This window comes from Sediminibacterium sp. (genome assembly GCF_051861365.1).
GTDB lineage: Bacteria > Bacteroidota > Bacteroidia > Chitinophagales > Chitinophagaceae > Sediminibacterium.
Genome location: NZ_JBHYCW010000002.1, coordinates 67,953 through 92,219, shown reverse-complemented (window position 1 = coordinate 92,219; position 24,267 = coordinate 67,953). Strand labels below are relative to the sequence as shown.

General features: G+C 39.4%; 15 protein-coding genes. 12 read left to right on the top strand and 3 right to left on the bottom strand.

Annotated elements, in window-relative coordinates; all coding sequences use genetic code 11:
* Window positions 1-97 precede the first annotated feature (97 nt).
* The 7 genes from ACTIEV_RS01245 to ACTIEV_RS01215 all read left to right on the top strand — a co-directional run bounded on the left by ACTIEV_RS01245 (window position 98) and on the right by ACTIEV_RS01215 (window position 11,045).
* Window positions 98-3,013: a TonB-dependent receptor domain-containing protein gene (locus tag ACTIEV_RS01245; protein ID WP_439515900.1), complete on the top strand. Its 2,916-nt coding sequence runs from the start codon at window positions 98-100 to the stop codon at window positions 3,011-3,013.
* A 194-nt stretch (window positions 3,014-3,207) separates the two neighbouring features.
* Entirely contained in the window at window positions 3,208-4,194 is a 987-nt protein-coding gene (locus tag ACTIEV_RS01240) for a pyruvate dehydrogenase complex E1 component subunit beta (protein ID WP_439515899.1), read from the top strand.
* A gap of 89 nt (window positions 4,195-4,283) precedes the next feature.
* Entirely contained in the window at window positions 4,284-5,537 is a 1,254-nt protein-coding gene (locus ACTIEV_RS01235; protein ID WP_439515898.1) for an alpha-L-fucosidase, read from the top strand.
* A gap of 65 nt (window positions 5,538-5,602) precedes the next feature.
* Complete coding sequence (locus ACTIEV_RS01230; RefSeq protein ID WP_439515897.1) at window positions 5,603-7,663, top strand: TonB-dependent receptor; 2,061 nt, start codon at window positions 5,603-5,605, stop codon at window positions 7,661-7,663.
* A 33-nt stretch (window positions 7,664-7,696) separates the two neighbouring features.
* Complete coding sequence (locus tag ACTIEV_RS01225; RefSeq protein WP_439515896.1) at window positions 7,697-8,848, top strand: sigma-54-dependent transcriptional regulator; 1,152 nt, start codon at window positions 7,697-7,699, stop codon at window positions 8,846-8,848.
* 257 nt (window positions 8,849-9,105) lie between these two features.
* Window positions 9,106-10,284: an AIR synthase related protein gene (locus ACTIEV_RS01220; protein WP_322194775.1), complete on the top strand. Its 1,179-nt coding sequence runs from the start codon at window positions 9,106-9,108 to the stop codon at window positions 10,282-10,284.
* A gap of 74 nt (window positions 10,285-10,358) precedes the next feature.
* Window positions 10,359-11,045, top strand: coding sequence for a cell division ATP-binding protein FtsE (locus ACTIEV_RS01215; protein WP_322194777.1), 687 nt, complete (start codon window positions 10,359-10,361; stop codon window positions 11,043-11,045).
* A gap of 95 nt (window positions 11,046-11,140) precedes the next feature.
* Here the strand turns inward: ACTIEV_RS01215 and ACTIEV_RS01210 are convergent, their stop codons facing one another.
* Both ACTIEV_RS01210 and ACTIEV_RS01205 read right to left on the bottom strand, forming a co-directional pair.
* A complete protein-coding gene (locus ACTIEV_RS01210) occupies window positions 11,141-12,271 on the bottom strand; it encodes a glycosyltransferase family 4 protein (RefSeq protein WP_322194779.1) in 1,131 nt (376 codons plus the stop codon).
* On the bottom strand, window positions 12,272-13,351 hold the full coding sequence (locus tag ACTIEV_RS01205) for a glycosyltransferase (protein WP_322194781.1): 1,080 nt from the start codon (window positions 13,349-13,351) through the stop codon (window positions 12,272-12,274).
* A gap of 239 nt (window positions 13,352-13,590) precedes the next feature.
* Between ACTIEV_RS01205 and smc the strand changes: the two genes are divergently transcribed.
* Both smc and ACTIEV_RS01195 read left to right on the top strand, forming a co-directional pair.
* Window positions 13,591-17,112, top strand: a complete 3,522-nt coding sequence (gene smc / locus ACTIEV_RS01200) for a chromosome segregation protein SMC (RefSeq protein WP_250685893.1) — start codon at window positions 13,591-13,593, stop codon at window positions 17,110-17,112.
* A gap of 89 nt (window positions 17,113-17,201) precedes the next feature.
* Window positions 17,202-17,639, top strand: coding sequence for a hypothetical protein (locus ACTIEV_RS01195; RefSeq protein WP_322194783.1), 438 nt, complete (start codon window positions 17,202-17,204; stop codon window positions 17,637-17,639).
* A gap of 11 nt (window positions 17,640-17,650) precedes the next feature.
* On the opposite strand, the gene ACTIEV_RS01190 is transcribed toward ACTIEV_RS01195, so the two are convergent.
* Complete coding sequence (locus tag ACTIEV_RS01190) at window positions 17,651-18,484, bottom strand: hypothetical protein (RefSeq protein WP_322194785.1); 834 nt, start codon at window positions 18,482-18,484, stop codon at window positions 17,651-17,653.
* 112 nt (window positions 18,485-18,596) lie between these two features.
* On the opposite strand from ACTIEV_RS01190, the gene ACTIEV_RS01185 reads away from it, so the two are divergent.
* Genes ACTIEV_RS01185 through ACTIEV_RS01175 form a run of 3 tightly spaced genes read left to right on the top strand, consistent with a single transcriptional unit; the run spans window position 18,597 to window position 24,256 of the window.
* Window positions 18,597-19,721 carry a DUF3667 domain-containing protein gene (locus ACTIEV_RS01185; RefSeq protein WP_322194787.1) on the top strand — a complete coding sequence of 375 codons (1,125 nt, stop codon included), beginning with the start codon at window positions 18,597-18,599 and terminating at the stop codon, window positions 19,719-19,721.
* 18 nt (window positions 19,722-19,739) lie between these two features.
* A complete protein-coding gene (mazG, locus tag ACTIEV_RS01180; protein WP_322194789.1) occupies window positions 19,740-20,507 on the top strand; it encodes a nucleoside triphosphate pyrophosphohydrolase in 768 nt (255 codons plus the stop codon).
* Entirely contained in the window at window positions 20,504-24,256 is a 3,753-nt protein-coding gene (locus ACTIEV_RS01175; protein WP_322194791.1) for a sensor histidine kinase, read from the top strand. The genes mazG and ACTIEV_RS01175 overlap by 4 nt, the downstream gene beginning before the upstream one ends.
* Window positions 24,257-24,267 lie beyond the last annotated feature (11 nt).

Here is a 24,267-nt window from a genome sequence, read left to right as displayed (position 1 = left end):
GTTTTTCCTAACAAAGCATTGATTTTGTGGACAAATTAAATTTTAAGATAAAACTAACAATTGCTATTTTGCCTCATAATAACTAAATCTTGCCAATATGAGAAGATTCTACAGTAAATGTCTGTCTGTGGCTTTAGCCTCTGCCATTACGATACCTGTTATGGCACAACAGACAACTACCGTTTCCGGTAGTGTAAAAAATGCAAGCTCCAAGGAAGCGCTTTCCGCTGTCTCAGTAACCATTAAAGGAGGAACAGTTGGAACCTTTACCGATGATAAAGGTAATTTCCGTTTTACCACCGTTCAGAAACCGCCGTTTACTTTGGTGATCTCTTCTGTTGGTTATGCAAGTAAAGAAGTTGCTGTAAAAGGCAGTAATGAAGTTGTAACTGTAGATCTGACTCCTTCCTTTACATTAGGAGATGAGGTAGTGGTAGCTGCATCCAGGGTTCCGGAGCGTATTTTGGAATCGCCTGTTTCTATCGAAAGAATTAGTGCAGCAGCTATCAGAAATACCCCTCAACTTAACTATTACGACATGTTAACGAACCTGAAAGGGGTGGATGTGGTGACTGCAAGTTTAACCTTCCGTAGCGTGGGCACACGTGGTTTTAACAGCAGTGGTAATACACGTTTGAACCAAATTGTAGATGGGATGGATAACCAAGCTCCTGGTTTAAACTTTGCTGTTGGTAGCGTTCTTGGTTTAAGTGAATTGGATGTTGAGAACATGGAATTACTGCCAGGCGCATCTTCTGCTTTGTATGGTCCGGGCGGTATGAATGGTACTGTATTGATCAATAGTAAGAATCCTTTCAAATATCAGGGTCTTAGTTTTCAGATCAAACAAGGCGTGAACCATATTGATAGCAAACAAAGACCTACTGCTCCTTTTTATGACTGGAGTTTGCGTTGGGCTAAAAAGATCAATGAAAAATGGGCATTTAAAATCAATGCTCAGTTTATACAGGCGCAGGATTGGTTAGCAAATCAGGATGATAACTATACACGTATCGGAGGTACACCGAATGGTACTAAAATTCCGGGTAATCGTTTTGTAGATCCGAATTATGATGGGGTGAATGTTTATGGAGATGAGACTACTCAAAACATGAACTCAATCGCTTCTCAAGTTTTTGCAGCTGCAGGGTTATCTGCAGGGCAATTAAATGCTTTCAATGGATTCTTAGCTGCTAACCCAACAGCAAGATTATCTCAGTTCAATACATTCCTAAATGGCATAGGTGCAGGTGCGTTGGTAACTGCTAACGTTTCACCTATTCTTTTTGGAGCATTACCTGCGAGAAACTTTTTACAAAACACTTCGGTAAGTCGTACAGGATATTATGAGAAAGATGTCATTGATCCTACAACGGTAAATATGAAGTTGACCGGAGGAATTCACTACAAACTCACAGATAAAATCGAAGCTTCATTCAATGCCTATTTCGGAACAGGAAACAGTGTTTATACAGGAAGTGACCGTTACTCTTTAAAAGACTTGCGTATCGCTCAGTTTAAATATGAATTGAAGCATAAGAACTGGTATGCTCGCTATTATTCAACACATGAGAATGCTGGTAGTTCTTTCAATGCTACCATTACTACGAGATTATTTAATGAAGCATGGAAATCAAGTAGTGCCTGGTATCCTCAATATATCGCAGCATTTGTTACTGCTAGAGATGCAGGAGCTAATAATATCATAGCACACAATGCAGCGCGCAATTTTGCAGATGTAGGCAGACCTACTGGCTATATTGGTAATAATCCTTTATTCCAATCAGTAGCCCGTAGACCTATTTCCCAAGGCGGTGGATTGTTCTTAGATCGCTCCAGACTTAAAATGTTTGACGGACAGTATAATCTGACAGAAGATCTTGGTTTAGGTAAAACCAATACAGATTGGTTGATTGGTATTAGTGCGAAGCAGTATGTACTGAATTCTGAGGGAACACTTTTTGCAGACACAGCAGGTTCAATCAAAATCAATGAATTTGGCGCATATACTCAAATTTCTCAGCGTTTATTCAATGATGTATTGAAATTGACTGTTTCCGGTCGTTATGATAAGAATACAAATTTCCAGGGAAGATTTACTCCAAGAGCTTCAGCGGTGGTTAAGCTGGCTAAAGATCATAACCTTCGTTTCTCTTATCAAACTGCGTATCGTTTTCCAACCACACAAAATCAGTGGATTAACTTAACCATTGGAGGCGGTACCCGATTACTGGGTGGATTGCCACAGTTACGCAATTTCTACAAATTCAGCACCAATCCGGTATTTACATTACAAAGTGTACAGGCATTCGGAGGCAGTGTACTGGCAGGTTCTCCTAATCCTGCTTTATTACAACAGCAGACTTTCGGAGAGTTTAAACCGGAATCTATGCGCTCATTTGAAGTGGGATATAAAGGTCTGGTTGCTCAAAAACTGTTAATCGACGTATATGCATATTGGGGTCGTTATAAAGATTTCTTAAGTGGCGTAACTGCTATTCAATCCAGAAATGCAACATTTAACCCGGCTGATCTTTTAAATGCAAATACCAGAATAGCTTACAGTATTTCAGTGAATGCGCCTGGTGAAGTGAATACTTCAGGATGGGGAGCATCAGTTGAATACTTATTACCGAATAATTTCTCATTCACCGGAAACCTCTACCATGATAGAATTGGAACATTACCTCCGGGCTTTGTATCTTATTTCAACACACCTAAATACCGTACGAATTTGTCATTGAATAATTCAGGTTTTGGTAAAGACAAACGCTATGGTTTTAGCGTGGTTTACAGATGGCAGAACTCTTTCTTCTATGAAGGAACATTCGGTGTGGGTATGGTGCCTTGGATGAGAACTGTGGATGCTATGGTGAGTTACAAACTCCCTGCTACCAAGTCTATGATCAAAATAGGTGGTACCAATATCTTCAACAGATACTATCGTACCGGCTGGGGTAACCCGCAAATTGGGGGTCTGTACTATATCAGCTATGGCTGGAATGTGTTCTAAGGCCTGCTAATTACGAATATTGAATTTTGAATACAGAGTGAGGAAGTAAACGCTTCCTCACTCTTTTTTTGGTACATCATCTTCATATAACCCCCTTGTTTCTTGTTTCTTGTAGCTTGTTTCTTCATTTTGGTTTCTTTTTTCTGATTCCTTAGAATCTGCTATTTTTGCTCCTCATTTAACAAACAGACAATATGCGTTCAATTGCTTTCAGAGAGGCTTTAAGAGAGGCCATGAGTGAAGAAATGAGAAGAGATGAGAGGGTGTTTCTGATGGGTGAAGAAGTAGCTGAATACAATGGTGCCTATAAAGTAAGTCAGGGTATGCTGGCTGAATTCGGTGCCAAAAGAGTCATCGATACTCCCATTGCTGAACTTGGTTTTACCGCAGTGGCAGTGGGTGCAGCACAAAACGGACTTCGTCCGGTAGTTGAATTCATGACCTGGAACTTTGCTGTACTGGCAATGGATCAGATCCTCAATACCGCTTCAAAAATGCTGGCGATGAGTGGTGGACAAATCGGTTGCCCCATCGTATTCCGTGGACCTAACGGTAGTGCAGGTCAGCTCGGCGCACAACACTCAACAGCCTTTGAAAGCTATTATGCCAATATTCCCGGTATTAAAGTGGTGTCGCCTTCCAATGGCTATGATGCCAAGGGTTTGCTTAAACAAGCCATCCGCTATGAAGAAGATCCGGTGATGTTCATGGAAAGTGAAGTGATGTATGGTGATAAGAGCGATGTACCTGAGGAAGAATATTATATCCCACTTGGTAAAGCCGATGTAAAAAGAGCCGGTCGCGATGTAACCATCGTTTCTTTTAATAAAATGATGAAAGTGGCATTGGGTGCTGCAGCAGAACTTGAAAAAGAAGGCGTAAGTGCTGAAGTGATCGATCTGCGTACCATTCGCCCACTAGACTGGATGACCATTCTTGAAAGTGTGAAGAAAACCAACCGACTGGTGATTGTTGAAGAACAATGGCCTTTTGCATCCGTATCTTCTGAGATTTCTTATCGTATCCAAAAAGAAGGATTTGATTATTTGGATGCACCAATCCGTCGTATCACTAGTGCAGATGCACCCATGCACTATGCCCCAAATCTTACAGCACTGGCTATCCCAGATATCACACGTACTGTGAAGTTGGTGAAGGAAGTGATGTACATGAAAAAGTAAATCAAATGACCATTAAAAATGAATAGATTACCCGGAGAACTTACTCCGGGTTTTTTATTTTCTGTTTAACTTCATTCAAAACGATGATCATGAGAAATTCTTTGATACTTTTTTTAATCCTGATAGCATCTTTTAAAGTCAATGCACAATATCAGCCAACAGAAGCAAATCTTCAGAGTCGTCAATGGTTCGATAGTGCAAGGTTTGGTCTATTCATACATTGGGGAGCCTCCAGTGTTTTGGGTGCAGGAGAGTGGATCATGAATGGCAGGAATATACGAGTAGAAGAATACAAGCGATTGATGCAGTTTTTCAATCCAACCCAATTTAATGCACGTACATGGGTGAAGATGGCCAAAGATGCAGGGATGAAGTACATCACTTTTATTACCCGTCACCATGATAGTTTTAGCAATTGGGATACAAAAGCATCTGACTGGAAAATCACCAATACCCCGTATGGAAAAGATGTACTCAAAGGGCTATCTATCGTTTGTAAAGAAGAAGGGATAAAGCTGTTTCTGTATTACTCATTGGTGGATTGGTTTAGATCTGATTACCCGTATGAAACAGGTCGAACGGGTAAAGGCACGGGTAGAACCATCAAGAGTAATTATGAAGCCTATCTCAGTTTTATGAAGACGCAACTCACCGAATTACTAACAGGCTACGGAGACATTGCAGGTATATGGTTTGATGGACATTGGGATCAGTTGGATAATGATCAGGACAAAACACTGAAATCTAAAATCAATTGGAAATATGAAGAGATCTATGAATTGATTCATCGCCTTCAGCCGCAAGCACTTGTTGGTAATAATCATCATTTATCACCATTACCCGGAGAAGATTTTCAAATGTTTGAGAAAGATTTACCGGGCGAAAATAAAGGTGGATTTAGCGGACAAACAGTTTCAAAGTTGCCTTTAGAAACCTGTGAAACAATTAATAATTCATGGGGATTCAATATTACAGACAGGAACTATAAATCTACCCAAGACATTATTCATTTGCTGGTAAAAGCTGCAGGTTATGGAACCAATTTGTTATTGAATGTAGGACCTATGCCTAATGGTGTGATGCAACCTGAATTTGTAACCCGCTTAAAAGAAGTGGGGGATTGGTTACAGAAAAATGGGTCAACGATTTATGGAACAAAAGCGGGTGCAGTTAAACCACAGGAATGGGGTGCCATAACAGAAACAGAGAATCAGGTGTATGTGCATATACTGAAAAAAAACAGTGCTCGTATTTTTATTCAGCTACCCTATCAAATCGAATCTGCTTTTTTAACAAGGAGTAATACACCAGTATCATTTGATCAGTTAAAAGACAACTATTGATCAATAGATATTTCAACAACCGATGATAACTTACCCGACGATATTATTGTACTAAATATTAAAAGATGAGGTATTGGGTAATTTGGGTGATCGCTTTTTTATGGAATACTAACCAGCCTTTTTATACAAATGCACAAGAGGCAGAGATTGATACATCAGCATTTAGTAATGTAGCGGTCACCGCTTTTTATGGAAGAGCCAAATGGCAAGCTATTCCCGGTTCTGTTGCATTGATAAGATCATCAACCATACGAAACAGTCCAACAACAACCCTACTACCTGCCATGAATAGTCAGCCCGGAATACGTATGGAAGAAAGATCTCCGGGTAGTTATCGGTTATCTATTAGGGGAAGTTTATTGCGATCACCATTTGGGGTAAGAAATATTAAAGTGTATTTTGATGACTTGCCATTAACAGATGCCGGAGGAAATACTTACTTCAATTTAATAGATATTTCACAGATCCATAGTGCAGAAATATTGAAAGGCACTGTTGCAGCAGCATATGGGGCAGGTACAGGAGGCGCGGTTCTATTACAGTCCGGACTGCACTTTTCAGAACAGAAAGAACACCGTATTTATGGGGGGATTGCAGGCGGTTCTTATGGATTATTACAACAACAATCCGGCTGGTCATATCAATCTTCTAAATTCACCAGTAGTTTACAACAAGTGCATTTGCAATCTGATGGTTACCGCGAACAATCTGCTATGCGAAGAGATGGTTTTAAATGGCAGGGTATTACCAGAACAGATCGTCAGCAATGGCGCTTTCTTAGTTTTTATACCAACCTTTATTACCAAACACCTGGCAGTATTACGGAAGCTCAATTCAATCAGAACCCTAAACAGGCACGACAACCGACAGCAGTATTACCGGGTGCTGTGCAACAAAAAACCGCCATCTATAATAAAACCTTTTATAATGGAGTACATCATCAATTGATCCTGAATAATAATAACAGCATAAGATCTTTTGCTGTGTTGAGTGTCACTGACTTTAAAAATCCTTTCATTACCAATTTTGAAGAGCGTACAGAAGACAATGCGGGTGCAGGTACACAATGGCAATACAAGTGGGGTAATGATGTACATCAGTTACAATGGAATACCGGCATAGAATGGCAATACCAGTTTGCGTCCATTGATAATTTTGGGAATAGGAGAGGTGTGAAAGATACGCTGCAATACAGTGATCGTGTACATGCGTCACAATGGTTTGTCTTTACACAATTACAATATCAGTTATCTGATAAATGGATGATTCAAGCAGGAATTAGTTCTAATGAACAATCGTATCGTTATAAAAGATTGGATTCAGTAAATATGGGTTATCTCACAAAAAAAATCCGATCAGTCATAACACCTCGTATAGCATTGTCATATCAAATGACACCAATGATCACCTGGTATGCCCTTGCCGCTAAAGGTTTTTCAGCACCTACTTTGGCAGAATTTCGTCCATCAGACGGTAATTTTTATGGCGACCTGAATGCGGAGACAGGATGGAATTTTGAAATCGGATGGAAAGGGTATCTATTCCATGATCAACTTCAATTTGATGTTTCATGGTATCGATTTCGTTTGAACAATGCTATTGTTCGTAGAAATAGTGCAAGTGGTGCTGAATATTTTGTAAATGCAGGGAGTACGATACAACAAGGCTTAGAAGCGATGTTGAAAGCAAAACTAATTTCAGGAAAAACAAAGGGAATCAAAAATGTATACCTTACCTCTTCATTCAGTTACCAGCCTTATCGCTTTGAAAACTACCGACAAGGGAATAATGTATTTGATAGGAACCCTTTAACAGGAGTACCCCGTTATACATGGGTTACAGGTGTGCATTTGGAAACAGTAGGAGGATGGTATATTAATACATCGATCAATGCAACGGCTGCTGTTTCTTTGAATGATGCCAATGATGCACGTGCTAAACCCTATCAATTATTACAAGGTCGAACAGGATACCGGAAAAACAGATTTGAAGTATTCTTGAGTATGGATAATGGGTTGAATCAAGTATATAGTTTGGGCAATGATATCAATGCGGTAGGAAGACGATATTATAATGCAGCTGCTCCAAGAAATTTTACCTTCGGCATGAATTTTGGACTACGCTGAAACCGATTCATTAACTTAGTAAAAAACAGTGCTATGCCAACCATATTGATCATTGATGATGAAAGAGCCATTCGCAACGTCTTAAAAGATATTCTTTCCAATGAGGGTTTTAAAGTAGAAGAAGCTGCTGACGGAGAAGAAGGATTGAAGAAATTCCAGGCAGGTTCTTTTGATGTGGTGTTGTGTGATATCAAAATGCCCAAACTGGATGGTATCGAATTCTTGCAAAAAGTAATGGAAGCAGGAACAGATACACCCGTGATCATGATCAGTGGACATGGTAATATCGAAACAGCTGTGGATGCCGTTAAGAAAGGAGCATTCGATTATATTTCAAAACCTCCGGATCTCAATCGCCTTCTCATTACCATTCGCAATGCCATGGATAAAACCACTTTGGTACAGGAAACCAAAGTACTCAAACGTAAAGTATCTAAAGTGCAGGAGATCATTGGTGAAAGCGAAGCCATCCAGCGTATCAAAGAAACCATCGACAAAGTAGCACCCACAGATGCACGTGTTTTGGTGACCGGTGGAAATGGAAGTGGTAAGGAATTGGTGGCGAGATGGCTACATGAAAAAAGCAATCGTTCAACCGGACCCTTGGTAGAAGTAAACTGTGCCGCTATTCCGGGTGAGTTGATTGAAAGTGAATTGTTTGGTCATGAAAAAGGTTCTTTTACATCCGCCATCAAACAACGTATCGGGAAATTTGAACAGGCGAGTGGAGGCACTTTATTTTTAGATGAAATTGGTGATATGAGTCTGAGTGCACAAGCCAAAGTATTAAGGGCTTTGCAGGAAGGCAAGATCACCAGGGTAGGTGGTGATAAAGAAATTTCAGTAGACGTTCGTGTCGTTGCTGCTACCAACAAAGACCTTTTAAAAGAAGTAGAAGAAAAAAACTTCCGTCTAGATCTCTATCATCGTTTAGGAGTCATTCTTATTCATGTGCCATCACTGAATGAAAGAAGAGACGATATCCCATCCTTGGTCGATAAATTTTTAGATGACATTGCAGCAGAATACGGACAAGCCAAAAAAGGAATTGATAAAAAAGCCTTGGACATCCTCAAAAACCACAACTGGACAGGCAATATCCGCGAATTAAGAAATGTGGTAGAGAGATTGGTGATCTTATCAGGAAAAGAAATTACTGCAGCAGATGTGAGTGCTAATGTGTGAGTAATTTGGATATCGGGTGATCGGGGTATCGGGTGATCAGGATATCGGGTTTGAAAAAAAGTTATTTACGAATACAATAAGGCATATCGTCGTCCGGTTTGTCTTATCACCCGATCACCCGATCACCCGATCACCCGATCACCCGATCACCCGATCACCCGATCACCCGATCACCCGATCACCCGATCACCCGATCGCCCGATCACCCATCTGCCATCCATTACTTACCTTTGCCGGAATCTTAAATCTCACAATACATGTCTCTCTACGCTCAACGTGGTGTTTCTGCTCAAAAAGAGGAAGTGCATGCGGCCATTCAAAAATTGGATCAGGGGTTATATGCACATGCTTTCTGTAAAATCTATCCCGATTTCCTGTGTGGAGACAACAATTGGGTTAATATCATGCATGCTGATGGGGCAGGTACCAAAAGTATTCTGGCCTACCTGTATTGGAAAGAAACAGGGGATCTGTCTGTTTGGGAAGGAATAGCCAAAGATGCGGTGGCCATGAATATTGATGACTTGCTTTGTGTAGGTGTTACTGATAATATTTTGTTTTCCTCCACCATCGATCGTAATAAACTCAGGATTCCGGGTGAAGTGTTGCAGGCGGTGATCAATGGTACACAAACTTTTTTTGATCAGTTGAAACAATATGGAGTGAATATCCATTACCTGGGTGGAGAAACAGCGGATGTAGGAGATGTGGTTCGAACCATTGCAGTCAACGGAACGATGACCAGTCGCTGGCCAAAAAATAAACTGATCACCAATGAAAAAATTACTGCAGGGGATGTCATTGTAGGCTTCGGAAGTGCGGGGAAGGCCGTTTATGAATCTGAGTACAACAGCGGTCTAGGCAGTAATGGACTTACCAGTGCCAGACATGATGTATTGGAAAAATATTATGCCTCTCAGTATCCGGAAACTTTTGAACCTCAGCTTTCTGATGCAGTAGTGTATATCGGAAAGAATAAGATGACGGAACGCTTGGCTGTAGCAGGTTTTGGAGAATTAGAAATTGGGAAATTGTTGTTGAGTCCAACCAGAACCTATGCCCCATTGGTGAAGCAATTATTGGATCATCATTTTGATGCCATTCATGGAATGATTCATTGCAGTGGGGGTGGACAAACCAAATGCATGAAATACCTACCGGGTTCATTCAAGGTTGTGAAAGACTGGTTGTTTGAAATTCCACCGATCTTTAATTTGATTCGTGAGAATTCCGGTGCAGATATGCGAGAAATGTATCAGGTATTTAATATGGGGCATCGTCTGGAAGTATTTACACCTCAAGCATCAGCCCAATCTATGATTGATTTGGCAAGTGCTTTGGGTATTGAAGCTAAGATTGTAGGAAGAATGGAAGCAGCAGCTGTATCATCGCTTCATTTGCATACGACAGAAGGAGAAATTGTTTACGAATATTAACAGGTTAACAATCTCATGATCCTTATTTTTGAAGGAAGGATTATCATCATCACAAGGAAAACTAATTTAGCAACATGTCTGAAACAGTAGTCTCCATACGCAACGCCAAAATCTATCAAGGAAATAACCTGATTTTGGAAGATGTCAATTTTTCTGTCAATAAAGGGGAGTTTGTGTATCTGGTAGGAAAAACCGGTACCGGCAAAAGTAGCTTGCTCAAAACCCTTTATGGAGAATTGCCCCTTACCGAAGGAAGTGCCTCAGTGGTGGGATTTAATCTTCGCGATATGGATTGGAAAAAAGTTCCTTTCCTGCGTCGTAATCTGGGCGTAGTGTTCCAAGACTTCCAACTATTGACAGATCGCAACGTACATGAAAATCTTCGCTTTGTTTTGAAAGCTACCGGATGGCAGGATGAGCGATTGATTGAAGAAAAGATCAATGATGTTCTCGATAAAGTGGGATTGAAAAGTAAAGGCTTCAAAATGCCTTTTGAAATGAGTGGTGGAGAGCAACAACGTGTAGATATTGCACGTGCATTACTCAATTCCCCCAAACTGATTTTAGCAGATGAACCTACCGGAAACCTCGATCCTGAAACCAGTGATGAAATCATGCAGCTATTGATCCAGATCGCCCGCGATTATGGTACTGCAGTCATCATGGCTACCCACGACTTCATCGTTATCAATCGATATCCTTCACGCATATTGAAAACAGAGAAAGGTAGGGTGTTGGATAGTGCGGCGGTAGAGAGTTAGGGGGCGGGTGATTGGGGCATCAGGTGATCAGGTAATCGGGTACTAGGTGCTTGGTTTACTACTTTTTCACATTTCTTATTTCTTATTCATCATTCCTACTCTCCCCAAATCCAACCTACTTGCTTCTTGGCGTTTCTTTGGTTGTTGAAGAGGGTGTCTGTGAGTGATCTTCTGTGTGTGGTTTCTGCGGGGGTGAAAGGGGTAAAGAATAGATCCTCTATTTTATTCGCGAATGCTTCAGCGGTTTCTGCTACATGGCAGGTGGATTCTAGACCGGAATTATTGGCTGTGGCATGATTAACGAGACAATGTCTTCCATTGAAAATAGCATTCACCAATTTGATCTTGATACCTGTATGGGTATAGGAGGGAAGGATATTGATTTGCGCTTTTGCAATCATATCCTGCATCTCTCTTTCTGATGGATTGGCTACTAAACAAGTATGCCCCTTACTATGTGCCAGTTCTTCTAATTTTTTAGATGGATTTTGTCCGGCGATTACAAAAGGGATTTCTACTTTATCGAATACTTTTTCCAATAACCAAGTAGCCGCTTTTTCATTTGCATCGATACTTAAATCGCCATGGTACAAGCAAAAGCTGCCGTTACCATTTTTTTCTGTCACTTGCCAATGAGGAGGCACATACAAAGGAAGTTGTTCGATGTTGTTACAACCAAACTCTTTTCGATACACATCATCATCAGCTTCTGTCATTCCCCAAAAAGTAGCTCGCTGTGCAATCTTGCGTTCATAGCTTTTCAGCATGATGCTTTCTCTTTTGAAATATAATTTCCGGAAAGCGGTAGATGCATTTTTGTACAGGTCGTTGTAATAACGGTATTCTACATTGTGCAATCGCACAAAAAGTTTACGTTGATGAAAACGTTCATCGACAATTGGGTAGGTGCAATGCACGCCCTCCATAAAAATGGGATGATTATCCTGCAACAAATGTTCATTCAAATCCTCATTTTTTCTGGAGGCAACAATGTAGGGTAGGGCAGTGGAAATGCCTTTATGTCCTGTATGCCGTTGATAGTAATGAACTGATTCGCAAAATTGATTGAGCTCCGGTTGTTCGCCCCTGCCATAATCAAAACAATGCAGATGAATGCGAACGCCTTGTTCTTGTAGGGCCTGTAATTTATAAAACACATCATACACCCCTCCCTGATTCACTGGGTAAGGCACCGTAAAAGAAATGATGTGCAGATGCTTGTCCATTTACAATTGATTATAAAACGCCCTCAGTTTCAATTCCTCCTTTTCCCAGTTCAGCACAGAACGTGCTTTTATTGCATTTTGTTGTAATTCCTGGTATAAAACACGGTCGCTCAGCATTTTGTTCAATTCACGGGCAATAGAAATACTATCGGGCTCATCCATCATATGGGCAAACCCATGCGAGGCATTGATCTTTTGGTATTCCGGATAGTTGACACAAAGCTGAGGAATGCCTGCCATCATATAATCAAAAAAACGGTTGCCGAGGGATTGGTATTGATTGAGTCCTTCGAGACTGAACAGGGTTAAACCGATCGCCGCTTTCTGGGTGATATGAACGAGTTGATCCGGTGCTACCATACCTTTTAGCAGCACTTTGTCTTCAAGTTTGTATTGTTGGATCAATTGCTTTGTTTGCTCAAAAAAACTACCTTCTCCACAAATCCATAAGGGGGCGTTAACGAATTGCATGGCTGGAATTAAGGTTTCAAAACAACGTCCTTGATTCACGGCTCCTTGGTAAAGAATATAGCTTTCAGCAGCATAATTTTCCAATGGATACAATACAGGTAGGTTTCTGATGACTGCATAAGTAACGCCATATTTTTCTTTGAAGTAGTCTGCAATGAATTGATTAACCGTATACCCCATTCTAAATCTCGGAACCGCAAAAGCTTCGATTCTTAACCAGAATTTTTGTACCCAAGGTCTATGAATGATTTCGGCTTGTTCTGTAAAAATTTCATGGGCATCATACACCCGTTTTTGATTTTTCAGAAGAGAGGAGTAATAGCAGGGAAGAATGGTATCCAAATCAATCGCGCAAACGATATCAGCTTTTGTAATAAGCAAAAAGAGAAAGAGTCGAATATTATATTCTGCATAAAACAAAAACCCTTTTTCAAAAAAGCAGAACAGTCTCTTTTGTTGAAAAGCTTGGGTGCGTAAAACAGTGGACGTAGCTTTTTTTCTTCCTACCAATAAAATCGAATATCCCTGTGCTGATAAACTGCCGGCGATCCTTTGCATTCGCTGGTCGTAATTCAAGTCGTTGGTAACCGTAAAAATGATCCTTTTCAAAGGGTAGGCTTATCCAACAAATATAGCGCGGCAAAATGGAAGAATTTGGTATCGAAAATGGTGATTTTTTACTCGATATAATATTACTTAATTAAGTGATTATCAGTTAATTTTAAAGATATTAGTGAAATTATTTTTTTTCCTTATTCTTTTTCTCCACGTCTTATACACAGGGGTATAATCTTTCCTAAAATTCTTCCTCTTTTCGCGTATGTTCGCAGGTACTAAATTGAGGAAACGTGAGATTAAAATCATTAGAAATCAAAGGGTTCAAAAGTTTTGCTGATAAAACGGTGGTTAGTTTTGATGAAGGTATTACCGGCATCATCGGACCCAACGGTTGCGGCAAGAGTAATATCATCGATAGTATTCGTTGGGTAATAGGTGAACAAAAAATATCGGCATTAAGAAGTGAGAACCTGGAAGCATTGGTTTTCAATGGAAGTAAGACCAGAAGTCCAAGCGGTTTAGCAGAAGTAAGTCTCACTTTCGAAAACACAAAAAATTTACTTCCCACAGAGTTTAGTACCGTTACTGTAACACGTCGTTTTTATAAAAATGGTGAAAGTGAATATCGCCTCAATGATGTAACCTGTCGTTTAAAAGATATCCATAATCTGTTTTTGGATACCGGTGTCAGTACAGACAGTTATGCCATCATCGAATTGGGAATGGTGGATGATATCATCAAAGACAAAGAGAATAGCAGAAGAAGGATGCTGGAACAAGCAGCCGGTATCACCATTTATAAAACGCGTAAGAAAGAAGCCAAAAATAAACTGGATGCCACCGAACAGGATCTGGCACGTATCGAAGACCTGTTGTTTGAAATCAACAACCAATTAAAAACCCTCGAGAACCAGGCAAAAAAAGCGGAGAAGTACTACGAGATCAAAAAAGAATACAAAGAAGTTTCTGTTGAATTGGCGAAAGCTGCTTTGGAAGGATTCAATATCACTTACAAAGAGCTGAATGAACAACAAGAACTGGAGATCAATAAAAAAGTACAGCTGGATGCAGAGATCGCTGTTGAAGAAGCGGCGATTGAACAGGAGAAAGTAGGCTTTATTGAAAAAGAGAGAGCCTTACAGAGCATGCAGCATGAATTCAATGACCTCTTACAAAATCTGCGTAGCAAAGAGAACGAAAGAAACCTTGCGACCCAGAAACTGCATTACCTCAAAGAGAAAGAAACCAGTTTAAAAGATTTTCTGGAAAAAGCATCCGGACAACTAAAAACCATCGGCGACTCGATTGAATATACCCAAATGCAGGTGGGTGAAGAAGAAACCAAACTGAGTGAATTACAAGACCGTGTTGAAACGGCTAAATTAGATATAGAAGACAAACGTCGCTTATTCGATGAACGCAGAAGTGGGGTAGATGCACTTCGCAATCAATACCAGCAAATTCAGCGTAATCAATTTGATGCAGAGAAAAAAGTAGCAGTTGCAGATACTTCCATCCAGAACCTGCAGCGTGCCCAAGCGCAGCTCACAGAAGAGAAGCAAAGCCGTGAGATGCAATTAGAGCAACTACAAAAAGAACTGGTAGAAAAAGAAGAGAGTTTAGAGGCTCGTAGAATTGATTTACAGCAGTTACAGGAACAGCATGAGCGTACCCGTGAAAACATATTCGAAACACAAGCACAGCTGGAAGTATTACGCAATGAACTGGCAGAAGAAAACCGAAAACTGGATGCCAAGCGCAACGAATATAACTTATTGAAGAGTTTGATTGACTCGATGGAAGGTTATCCGGAGAGTATCAAATTCCTCCACAAAAATCCCAATTGGAATCATACTGCACCGATTCTGTCCGATATCATTTATGTAAAAGAAGAATACCGAACTGCGGTAGAGAATGTGTTGGAGCCCTACCTGAACTATTATGTAGTTAATAATCTGGAAGAAGGATTGCAGGCTGTTCATCTACTGGATAGCAACAACAAGGGGAAAGCGAATTTCTTCATGCTGGATAAGTTTAATGACCTGCGTGTAGAAACACATCAACCTGCCCATACCATCCGTGCGATGGAAGTGATTGAGGTAGATGATCAATACCGTAAACTGGCTGAATATCTTCTGGGAAATGTCTATATCGCCGAAAACGATGAAGCCATTACCAATAGTAACGGTGCAGTGGTATTAGAGAAAACCGGTAAATATGTAAAAGGGAAATACACCCTTACCGGCGGAAGTGTCGGATTGTTTGAAGGAAAGAAAATTGGTCGCGCCAAGAATCTGGAGAAGCTGGCAGAAGAAATTCAAGACCAGGAATCAGTAGTGAGTTTATTGAAAGCGGATATCCAGGCCAAGCATAACGAAGTGATCGCATTCAATGAGCAGTTGAAGGAAAATGCCATCAAGCAAACTGAAAATGAGATCAATCAACTGACCAATCAGGTATTTGCTACCAGAAATAGAATTGAAAACCTGCAGGCAGCCCAGCAAAATGCGGTTCAACGTCTAGCCGATTTAGATGCTCGTTTGCAGGATGAGCAAGATGCCATCGCTGCAACCCGTGAACAACTTCATGCTTTGAATGATCAATTGTTACAGACGGGAGAACAAATGAAAATGGTAGAGCAGGACTATCAATTGGCGGAACAGGAATACAATTTTGCATCTGTTCAGTACAATGAAATCAACCTGCAACTAACACGTCAGCAAAGTAAGATCACTACATTAAAACAAGAGTTAGTATTCAAGGAAAATCAGTTGAGTGAATTGCATCAACAAATTGAAAGCAATACCACTCAGTTATCTGAAGCAAGTGGTAATATTGAAGAGGGTGAGAAAGCATTGATCGGCTCTGAAGAATTGCTGTTGGAGTTGATGCGTAAAAAAGAAGAAGAGGAGAAGAAATTGAATGAAGCTGATCAGGCATACTATAACCTCAGAAACGCCTTGCAGGAAAAAGAGAGTGAATTGCGTTTGAAAGTGAAGAGCAAAGAAATGATCGATCACCTCGTTACTGAGATCAAGGATAAGCTCAATGAATTGAAATTGCAGCTTGCCGGAATGAAGGAAAGATTGAGTGTAGAATTTAAAGTAGAATTGGATGAAATCTTAGATCAGGCAAGAACAACAGATACTACGCTGGAAGAATTGCAGGCTACGAGCGACAGAATGAAAAAGCGTTTGGAGAATATGGGAGAAGTTAACCCAACCGCTATCGAAGCCTTCATGGAAATGAAAAAGCGTTATGAGTTCATTCTGGAACAGAAGAATGACCTGGTTTCTGCAAAAGAAAGTTTATTGCAAACCATTCAAGAAGTAGAAGCCACTGCCAATCAACAGTTCCTGGATACCTTCAATCAGGTTCGTGAAAACTTCCAAAAAGTATTCAAGGCTTTATTTACCGAAGAAGATACTGCTGACATGGTACTGGTAGATCCAACCAATCTTGCGGAAACGGGTATTGAAATCATTGCGAAGCCTAAAGGGAAACGCCCATCCTCTATTACACAATTGAGTGGTGGGGAGAAAACTTTGACAGCAACTGCATTATTGTTCTCAATCTACCTTATTAAACCAGCGCCATTCTGTATTTTGGATGAGGTGGACGCGCCATTGGATGATGCCAACGTGGGTAAGTTTACGCAGATGATCAAGAAGTTCAGTGATAACTCTCAGTTCATCATCGTAACCCACAACAAACAAACAATGGGTGCAGTAGACGTGATCTATGGTGTTACCATGCAAGAACCGGGCGTAAGTAAGTTGGTGCCGGTGGATTTTAGAAGTCTATCTAATTAATTATTGGTGAAAGGTGAAAGGTGAAAAGTGAAAGGGTTTTAAAAGCATCTTTTCACTTTTCACCTTTCACTTTTCACCTTTCATTGACTATGTACAAAGGCGTTTTTATTCTTTACCTTGTTTGCTTCTGCTGTTATTTGCTGTTCACACGGCAGCCTGATTATTTTGATGGGGTGAAAGTACCGGCACAAATCGTTCAGCAATTGGATAGCTCTAGTAGTAAACCTGTTCTCAAAGCCGTCTTCAATACAGGAACCAAAGAATATGCTGTTAATCCTCATTATGTTTTCAGAAACATCACGGAAGGACAGTCTCTCACTGTTATTTATGAAACCGGAACGCCTGAGAAGGGTGCTGTTTATACATTCTGGGGATATTGGATTACATGGGGAGAGTTGCTGATGTCTATCGTCCTTTGTTTTGTTCTATTTCAAATTGCAGTATCTGTCACCAATAACCCCAGTCCGGAATCATTGATAGAACAAATGGAGTTCAAAGAAGAAAAAAAGAAAAAATATCTAGATTAACTTTTGAAGGATTATAAACCGAAGTATTGATACTCAATTCTGCCGATTTGAAGTTTGCTTTTATCACTACAAACTTCTTCAATTTTCAATCCTTTATCATTGTATTTATATTTCCAGACAAAATAATTATTGCTACCTAAAGAAAATTGGGTCATTTGACTTAACTGGTTCGAAGTATTGTATTCATAAACAAAGTCAGGCATTAATTTTTTTGCCTTGCTATTATAACGTACAATATCTGTGAGTTGTTTGTTATTGTTATAGTAGTAATAGTAGCGTTCCACAATTCGACCATTTTTCCGCCATATCTCTTCTCCAATATTTTGTTGGTCATCTTTTACAAACTGAACAAGCGTGGTATCAACACCGTTTTTGATCCTTAGCATGGTAGCAGGGACTCCAAATTCATCATACGACCATTCATGAATTTCGGAAATGGTGCTATTCATAAACGTATCCACTGTAGATAAATGAACCTTACTGATACGCCCTTGTGCGTCGTAACTATAATCCGTTTTATTGCTAATATTCTTATTATTCGATTGGGTTCTTTTTAATATCCCCATATCATAAGTATTGACAGTAGTCCCTGTTTGGTTGTTACTGGTGGTAGTAATGGTTACTTTTTTACCATCACGACTCATCTCTTGTGTTACAGCAAACCCCTCGGTAATACTGTTATCCGGTTCATATGAAACAGCTTTTACAGAAGCGATTTTTTGAGCCCTGAATAACCGATATTGATCATTACCCTGTTTGATGGAAATGATATCATTGAAATAATATTGGGCATTGGCATTCAAAGCTAGGAATAAATAGCTGATGAGCTGAAGTCTTATGATCATGGCAGTAAAATTACTTAAAACCTGCTGTTCATTTTTCAACATTCAAGAAACATCGCCTCTTAGCCACTTGCTGCAATGGATTAGTTCTGTATTTTTAGTCAAACGTTAACAAGTGTCACATTTACCTGAAAGGAAAGAAAAAATTTGTCTGAATTGTGGGGCAGCTCTGCATGGGCGCTTTTGTCATTACTGCGGACAGGAAAATATAGAGCCTAAAGACAGTTTTTGGCATTTGGTAACCCATTTCGTATATGATATCATTCATTTTGATGGTAAGTTCTTTAGCACTTTAAAATACCTGCTCTTTAGACCTGGATTTTTATCTCATGAATACCTGAGAGGTAGAAGAGCCGACTATTTGCACCCCATCCGTATGTATGTGTTTACCTCAGCTTTTTTCTTTTTGATCTTCTTTAGTTTTTATCAGAAAGAAGAGGCTATTGAGATTAAAGAGAAAAGAGATACAGTTCAAGAAGTAATGGAAGATCTTCAAGATGAAAAAGCTCGTTTGGAAAAAAAGATTACAAATGATACGATTGGTATCGCTACTGATAAGTTGAAAGAAAGACTCAGAAAAGTAGAAGCTGATATGGTTATGTTAAAAAGAGACAGTTCTTTAGTGGATAGCGTTAAGTCTTTAGCAAGGGGTGGATTTACATTGGTATCATTGGATAATGACAAGTCGCATAGAGAATTGAAAACTGTAATGGAGTATGATTCCATTCAAGCTTCTTTACAGGAATCTAATCGGGATGGATTCCTAAAAAGGGCAATTAAGCGACAGGATATTCACCTGAATGAAAAATATAAAGGAGATGGATCAGCTATTTTAAAAGCCGTGACCAACAAATTCATTCATTTCTTTCCACAAATGCTATTTATTTCATTGCCCCTATTCGGGCTTCTTTTATTGTTGCTCTATGTCAAACACAAACAGTTCTTCTATGTAAACCATGTCATCTATTCCATTCATCTGTATTGTGCATTATTTATCATCATCTTGGTCGGTCTTTGGTTGAATAGTATACTAACTGCTATCATACACTCAGAGCATGATTGGATAGGAGGTAGCTTTACGTTAGCCGGATTTTTTTATATCTATAAATCCATGCGTAACTTCTATGGGCAAAGAAGAGCCATTACAATACTCAAGTATATATTGCTATTATTATTATCTCTTTTTGTGATGGTCTTATTGTTTGGAATATTTTTCTTGTTCTCAGCCTTTGTTCTTTAAACCATGAATTGAAAGATTATGAATGAATTGGCGAATAGCTTTTTAAAATTGGTAACCATCATGGATGAACTGCGCGAGCAATGTCCATGGGATCGTAAACAGACCATCCATACGCTTCGATCAATGACCATCGAAGAAACTTATGAGCTTGCAGATGCTATTGACGCCAATGATTGGAAGGGTATCAAAGAAGAGTTGGGTGACATGATGCTGCATATTCTCTTTTACAGTAAGATTGGTACAGAACAGCAGCAGTTTGTGTTACAAGAGGTAATCGATGGAATTGCTGCTAAGTTGATCAATCGTCACCCACATATTTATGGTGATGTGAAAGTAAATGATGCAGAAGATGTAAAAAGAAATTGGGAACAGATTAAGATGAAAGAAGGCAAAAAGTCTGTTCTGAGTGGTGTTCCTCAATCTTTACCTGCTGTCGTGAAAGCGGCAAGAATTCAGGAAAAAGCAAAACAAGTAGGTTTTGAGTGGGATAATCGGGAGGATGTATGGAAAAAAGTGCAGGAAGAAACCGGAGAATTGCTGGAAGCTGTTCAATCTGAAAAAAAAGAGGCAATCGAGGAGGAGTTTGGGGATTTGCTTTTTAGTTTGATCAATTATGCACGGTTTTTGCAGGTTGACGCTGAAGCGGCTTTAGAACGAACAAATAAAAAGTTTATGTACCGTTTTCAAGAGATGGAAAAGATGGCAGCAGAGAAAGGTCTTCAGTTGGCTAATATGTCACTGGAAGCCATGGATGAGCTCTGGAATGAGATCAAAAAGAAAAAATGAACACCTTGATCAGTACACTTAAAAAAGCAATGTATAGGCATGGTTATTTGATCATTACAGCCGCATGGTTGTATACTTTCTCATTTATTTTCATCAACTACTGGAGTTATAATGCATCACCTGAAAAAGTTCAATCAAAACTTTCACAAAGAATAGCCCGCCTAGAAGAGAAACTAGAAAAGCTGGTACAAGATACAACTAGCATCAATGCACTGATCGGACCCAATAACAATGATCAGAAAGAAAAAATGGTAAAAGAGGGATATGGTTTATTCATTTATGATCTCGATAGGGATTCCTCTCCCTCATTGTTGTACTGGAACACCAATCAATATTATATCGTGCCGGATGACTTATACAGACAAGATAGTAGCTGGTTCTCCGTAAAACGAAATGGAGAATTTGAGATCATTAAGAAGAAGGTTGTAATAAATGATGGTGAGCTATTGGTGGTAGGTATGATACCGATACGATGGTCTTATTTCATTGAAAACAAATATCTCCATAGTGATTTCGCAGGGTATAACGGATTGGATGAGCAATATGAGTTGATCACAGTGCCCGGGGAAGGCGTACTGCCGATTTATAACAACAAAGGCGATGAGTTATTTGGGATTCGATTAAAACCGGGCAAATCCTTTCTGTCTTACGATAGCGTCACCATTGGATTGCGGGTTCTCGCAATTGTTTTTTTGTTGATTTTTCTACATTCCATTTGTGTAGAAGTAATGCAAAGAAATGGATTTCGAATGGGTTATATCTTGTTGATAGGATTGGTTGTATTCATTCGACTGATTGCTTATCAATTTAATTTTCCTTTTGATTATTCCAAACTGCCATTGTACGATCCTTCCATCTATGCTTCTAATGTATTACATCCATCATTAGGAGATTTATTGGTCAATGCTGTTTTATTGTTTTGGTTAATTGGTGTCTATAAAAATTATACAGATGGCAAGACTTGGTTTATAAGGCCACTACCGGTTAAAATCAGGAACTATGGAGCTGTTTTTTTGCTCACATTCATGGGTTATTTGGTGGCAGGAGTCATTAAAAGTCTGGTTCAAGACTCAAAAATATCAACAGATGTAACCAACTTTTTTAGCCTTGATTTTTACAGCGTTATTTCTTTCGTGATCTTATGTTTTCTCGTCCTCAGCTTTTTTGAATTCTCACAGATTATTCTCCGACCCATAACAGAACGTCAATTTCCTTTGTTTGAACAAGCCATTACTGTAGCAGTCAGTGGATTTCTGTGTTTACTAGTATTTTATTCAAGTAAAGAGATTCCATCAGGATTAGGTGTATTGTTATGGTTGATTTTATACCTCGTCATTTTACATTTACGTAAATCAGACTTGCATTTGCCTTTATTGCGGTCACCTTTTTTCATTTTTTGGGTGATGTTCTTTACTTTTTCCATAGCTGCAGTGGTGATGTATGAAAATCGGATCACAGAGTTTGAGCAACGTAAGAGGATCGCACAAAAACTAGCATTGCAGGTGGACCCATCAGGAGAAAATTTGTTGAATATTGCTGCTACTAACTTTGATGATGAGTTTTTAAAACAAAACTTTTATCGCTTTCAAAGTGAGTATACGAATAAGTTTATCAAGGATAGTCTCATCAATCAGAACTTTTCAGGGTACCTTAATAAATATGATACCCGTATTTATACATTTGATAGTCTCTACCATCCTTTATACAATGAAGACTCCACTGATTATGCTGCTATTAAGACTATTGTCCTAAATCAGGCAAGACCTACCGTGATCCCGGGATTATACAGTTATGATAATACCGGTGAAGGGTTTAGTTATCTCTATCAAAAACAAGTAAAAGATCGAAAAAACACCTTGGGCTACATTTTTGTGATCGCAAAATCTAAGCGCTATAAAAGCGAAGCTTTATACCCAGAATTATTCAATCAAGCACAGGATCTGTCTTCGGATTTGAATACGAATTATGCCTATGCTATTTATAACAAAGGTGCTTTGATCAATTATTTCAATACGTATAGTTTCCCATCGCGCCTCAATAGAAAAGAAGTACCTGAATTTGAATATACTTATAAAGTAGTAGGAGACTATAGTGAGTTATGGTATAATAGTGGAGATGATAAACAGGTGCTTTTGGTCAAAAGAAATACCTGGTTGGTAGAGTCGTTGACCTTGTTTGCCTATCTATTTTGCTCATTTTTATTCATAGTTTTCTTATTTCATACCGGCGGACAATTGTTAAAAGCAAGATTCAAATGGAGTGAGATTAAAAAACTATTCCGGTTCAATATTCGAACACAGATACAATCCACCATTATATTCCTGAGCGTTTTCTCATTTGTAGTGATTGGTATTGCCACTATTTCCTTCTTCATCATCCGATTCAACAGAAGCAACGAAGAACGTTTGTCCAAGACCATTCAGGTCATGGGTAATGAGATCAACAGTAAACTGAATTCACAGTTTAGTTTTGATGATGTATTAACGGTTCAAAGTAATGTACTCACAAAAACCTTGGAAAGAGATATTGCTGAAGTTTCTGATTTGCATAATGTAGATGTCAATTTTTATGATGTCAATGGGAACCTGCTGGTTTCAACACAGCCTTATATCTACAATAAGCATTTGCTCAGTACCCAAATGGAGCCTAGGGCGTATCAGCAATTGCATTTTGATAATAATATCCGCTATATCCAATCAGAAAAAGTAGGGGATTTTGAATATTTGAGTATTTATGTACCGCTTTCGGATGAATCCGGAGAAAACTATGCATACCTGAATATTCCATACCTCAATTCACAGAATGAATTAAACCAGGAGATATCCGGTTTTTTGGCAACATTGATCAATTTGAATGCTTTTATCTTTCTGGTTGCAGGTGCCATCGCTTTCTTTTTAACCAGCAGGATTACTGCCTCATTCAGTTTGATTGGTGAGAAGATGCGGCAAATGAATATCGGTAAAGACAACCAGGAAATTATCTGGACGCGCAATGACGAGATTGGCTTGTTAGTAGCAGAGTATAATAAAATGGTAAAAAAGCTAGAAGAAAGTGCACAAGCACTGGCCAGAAGCGAAAGGGAAGGCGCGTGGCGAGAAATGGCAAGACAGGTGGCGCATGAGATCAAGAATCCGCTTACGCCCATGAAGTTGAGTATACAATATCTTCAAAAAGCCATTTTGAATGGGGCTCCTGATGTTAAACAGCTAACATCGAATATGGCTGTTACACTCATTGAACAGATTGATCAGCTCTCTAAAATAGCCGGAGAGTTTTCACAGTTTGCCAATATTGGGAATGCTCAGATCGAGAAACTGAATCTTCAGGAAGTCATTGATTCGGTTGTTCGATTGTATCAAACACATCCCGGATTACAGATTCATTGGGAACCTCAAAACCGTTCTATACCTGTATTGGCAGACAGGGTACAAATGAGTCGTTTATTGACGAATTTATTACAGAATGCATCGGAAGCAAGATCCGGTGAAGAAGCGGTTGAAGTTGTTGTTTCATTAGAAGTGAAGAATGAGGCGGTGTATTTGTCTATTAAAGACAATGCAGGAGGTATCCCAATATCTATGCAGTCGAAAATATTTACGCCCAACTTTACAACCAAATCTTCGGGCACAGGATTAGGTCTAGCCATGTGTAAAGGGATTGTTGAGAATGCGAATGGACGCATTTGGTTTGAAACTGAAGAAGGTGTTGGTACTACTTTCTTTATACAATTACCGGTAGCTATTACCTAAAATTTGGTTAT

What these genes read in the sequence shown, in the direction of transcription:
- ACTIEV_RS01245 (WP_439515900.1), top strand. Translation starts at nt 98, where the DNA reads ATGAGAAGATTCTACAGTAAATGTCTGTCTGTGGCTTTAGCCTCTGCC.
- ACTIEV_RS01240 (WP_439515899.1), top strand. Translation starts at nt 3,208, where the DNA reads ATGCGTTCAATTGCTTTCAGAGAGGCTTTAAGAGAGGCCATGAGTGAA.
- ACTIEV_RS01235 (WP_439515898.1), top strand. Translation starts at nt 4,284, where the DNA reads ATGAGAAATTCTTTGATACTTTTTTTAATCCTGATAGCATCTTTTAAA.
- ACTIEV_RS01230 (WP_439515897.1), top strand. Translation starts at nt 5,603, where the DNA reads ATGAGGTATTGGGTAATTTGGGTGATCGCTTTTTTATGGAATACTAAC.
- ACTIEV_RS01225 (WP_439515896.1), top strand. Translation starts at nt 7,697, where the DNA reads ATGCCAACCATATTGATCATTGATGATGAAAGAGCCATTCGCAACGTC.
- ACTIEV_RS01220 (WP_322194775.1), top strand. Translation starts at nt 9,106, where the DNA reads ATGTCTCTCTACGCTCAACGTGGTGTTTCTGCTCAAAAAGAGGAAGTG.
- ACTIEV_RS01215 (WP_322194777.1), top strand. Translation starts at nt 10,359, where the DNA reads ATGTCTGAAACAGTAGTCTCCATACGCAACGCCAAAATCTATCAAGGA.
- ACTIEV_RS01210 (WP_322194779.1), bottom strand. Translation starts at nt 12,271, where the DNA reads ATGGACAAGCATCTGCACATCATTTCTTTTACGGTGCCTTACCCAGTG.
- ACTIEV_RS01195 (WP_322194783.1), top strand. Translation starts at nt 17,202, where the DNA reads ATGTACAAAGGCGTTTTTATTCTTTACCTTGTTTGCTTCTGCTGTTAT.
- ACTIEV_RS01190 (WP_322194785.1), bottom strand. Translation starts at nt 18,484, where the DNA reads ATGATCATAAGACTTCAGCTCATCAGCTATTTATTCCTAGCTTTGAAT.
- mazG (WP_322194789.1), top strand. Translation starts at nt 19,740, where the DNA reads ATGAATGAATTGGCGAATAGCTTTTTAAAATTGGTAACCATCATGGAT.
- ACTIEV_RS01175 (WP_322194791.1), top strand. Translation starts at nt 20,504, where the DNA reads ATGAACACCTTGATCAGTACACTTAAAAAAGCAATGTATAGGCATGGT.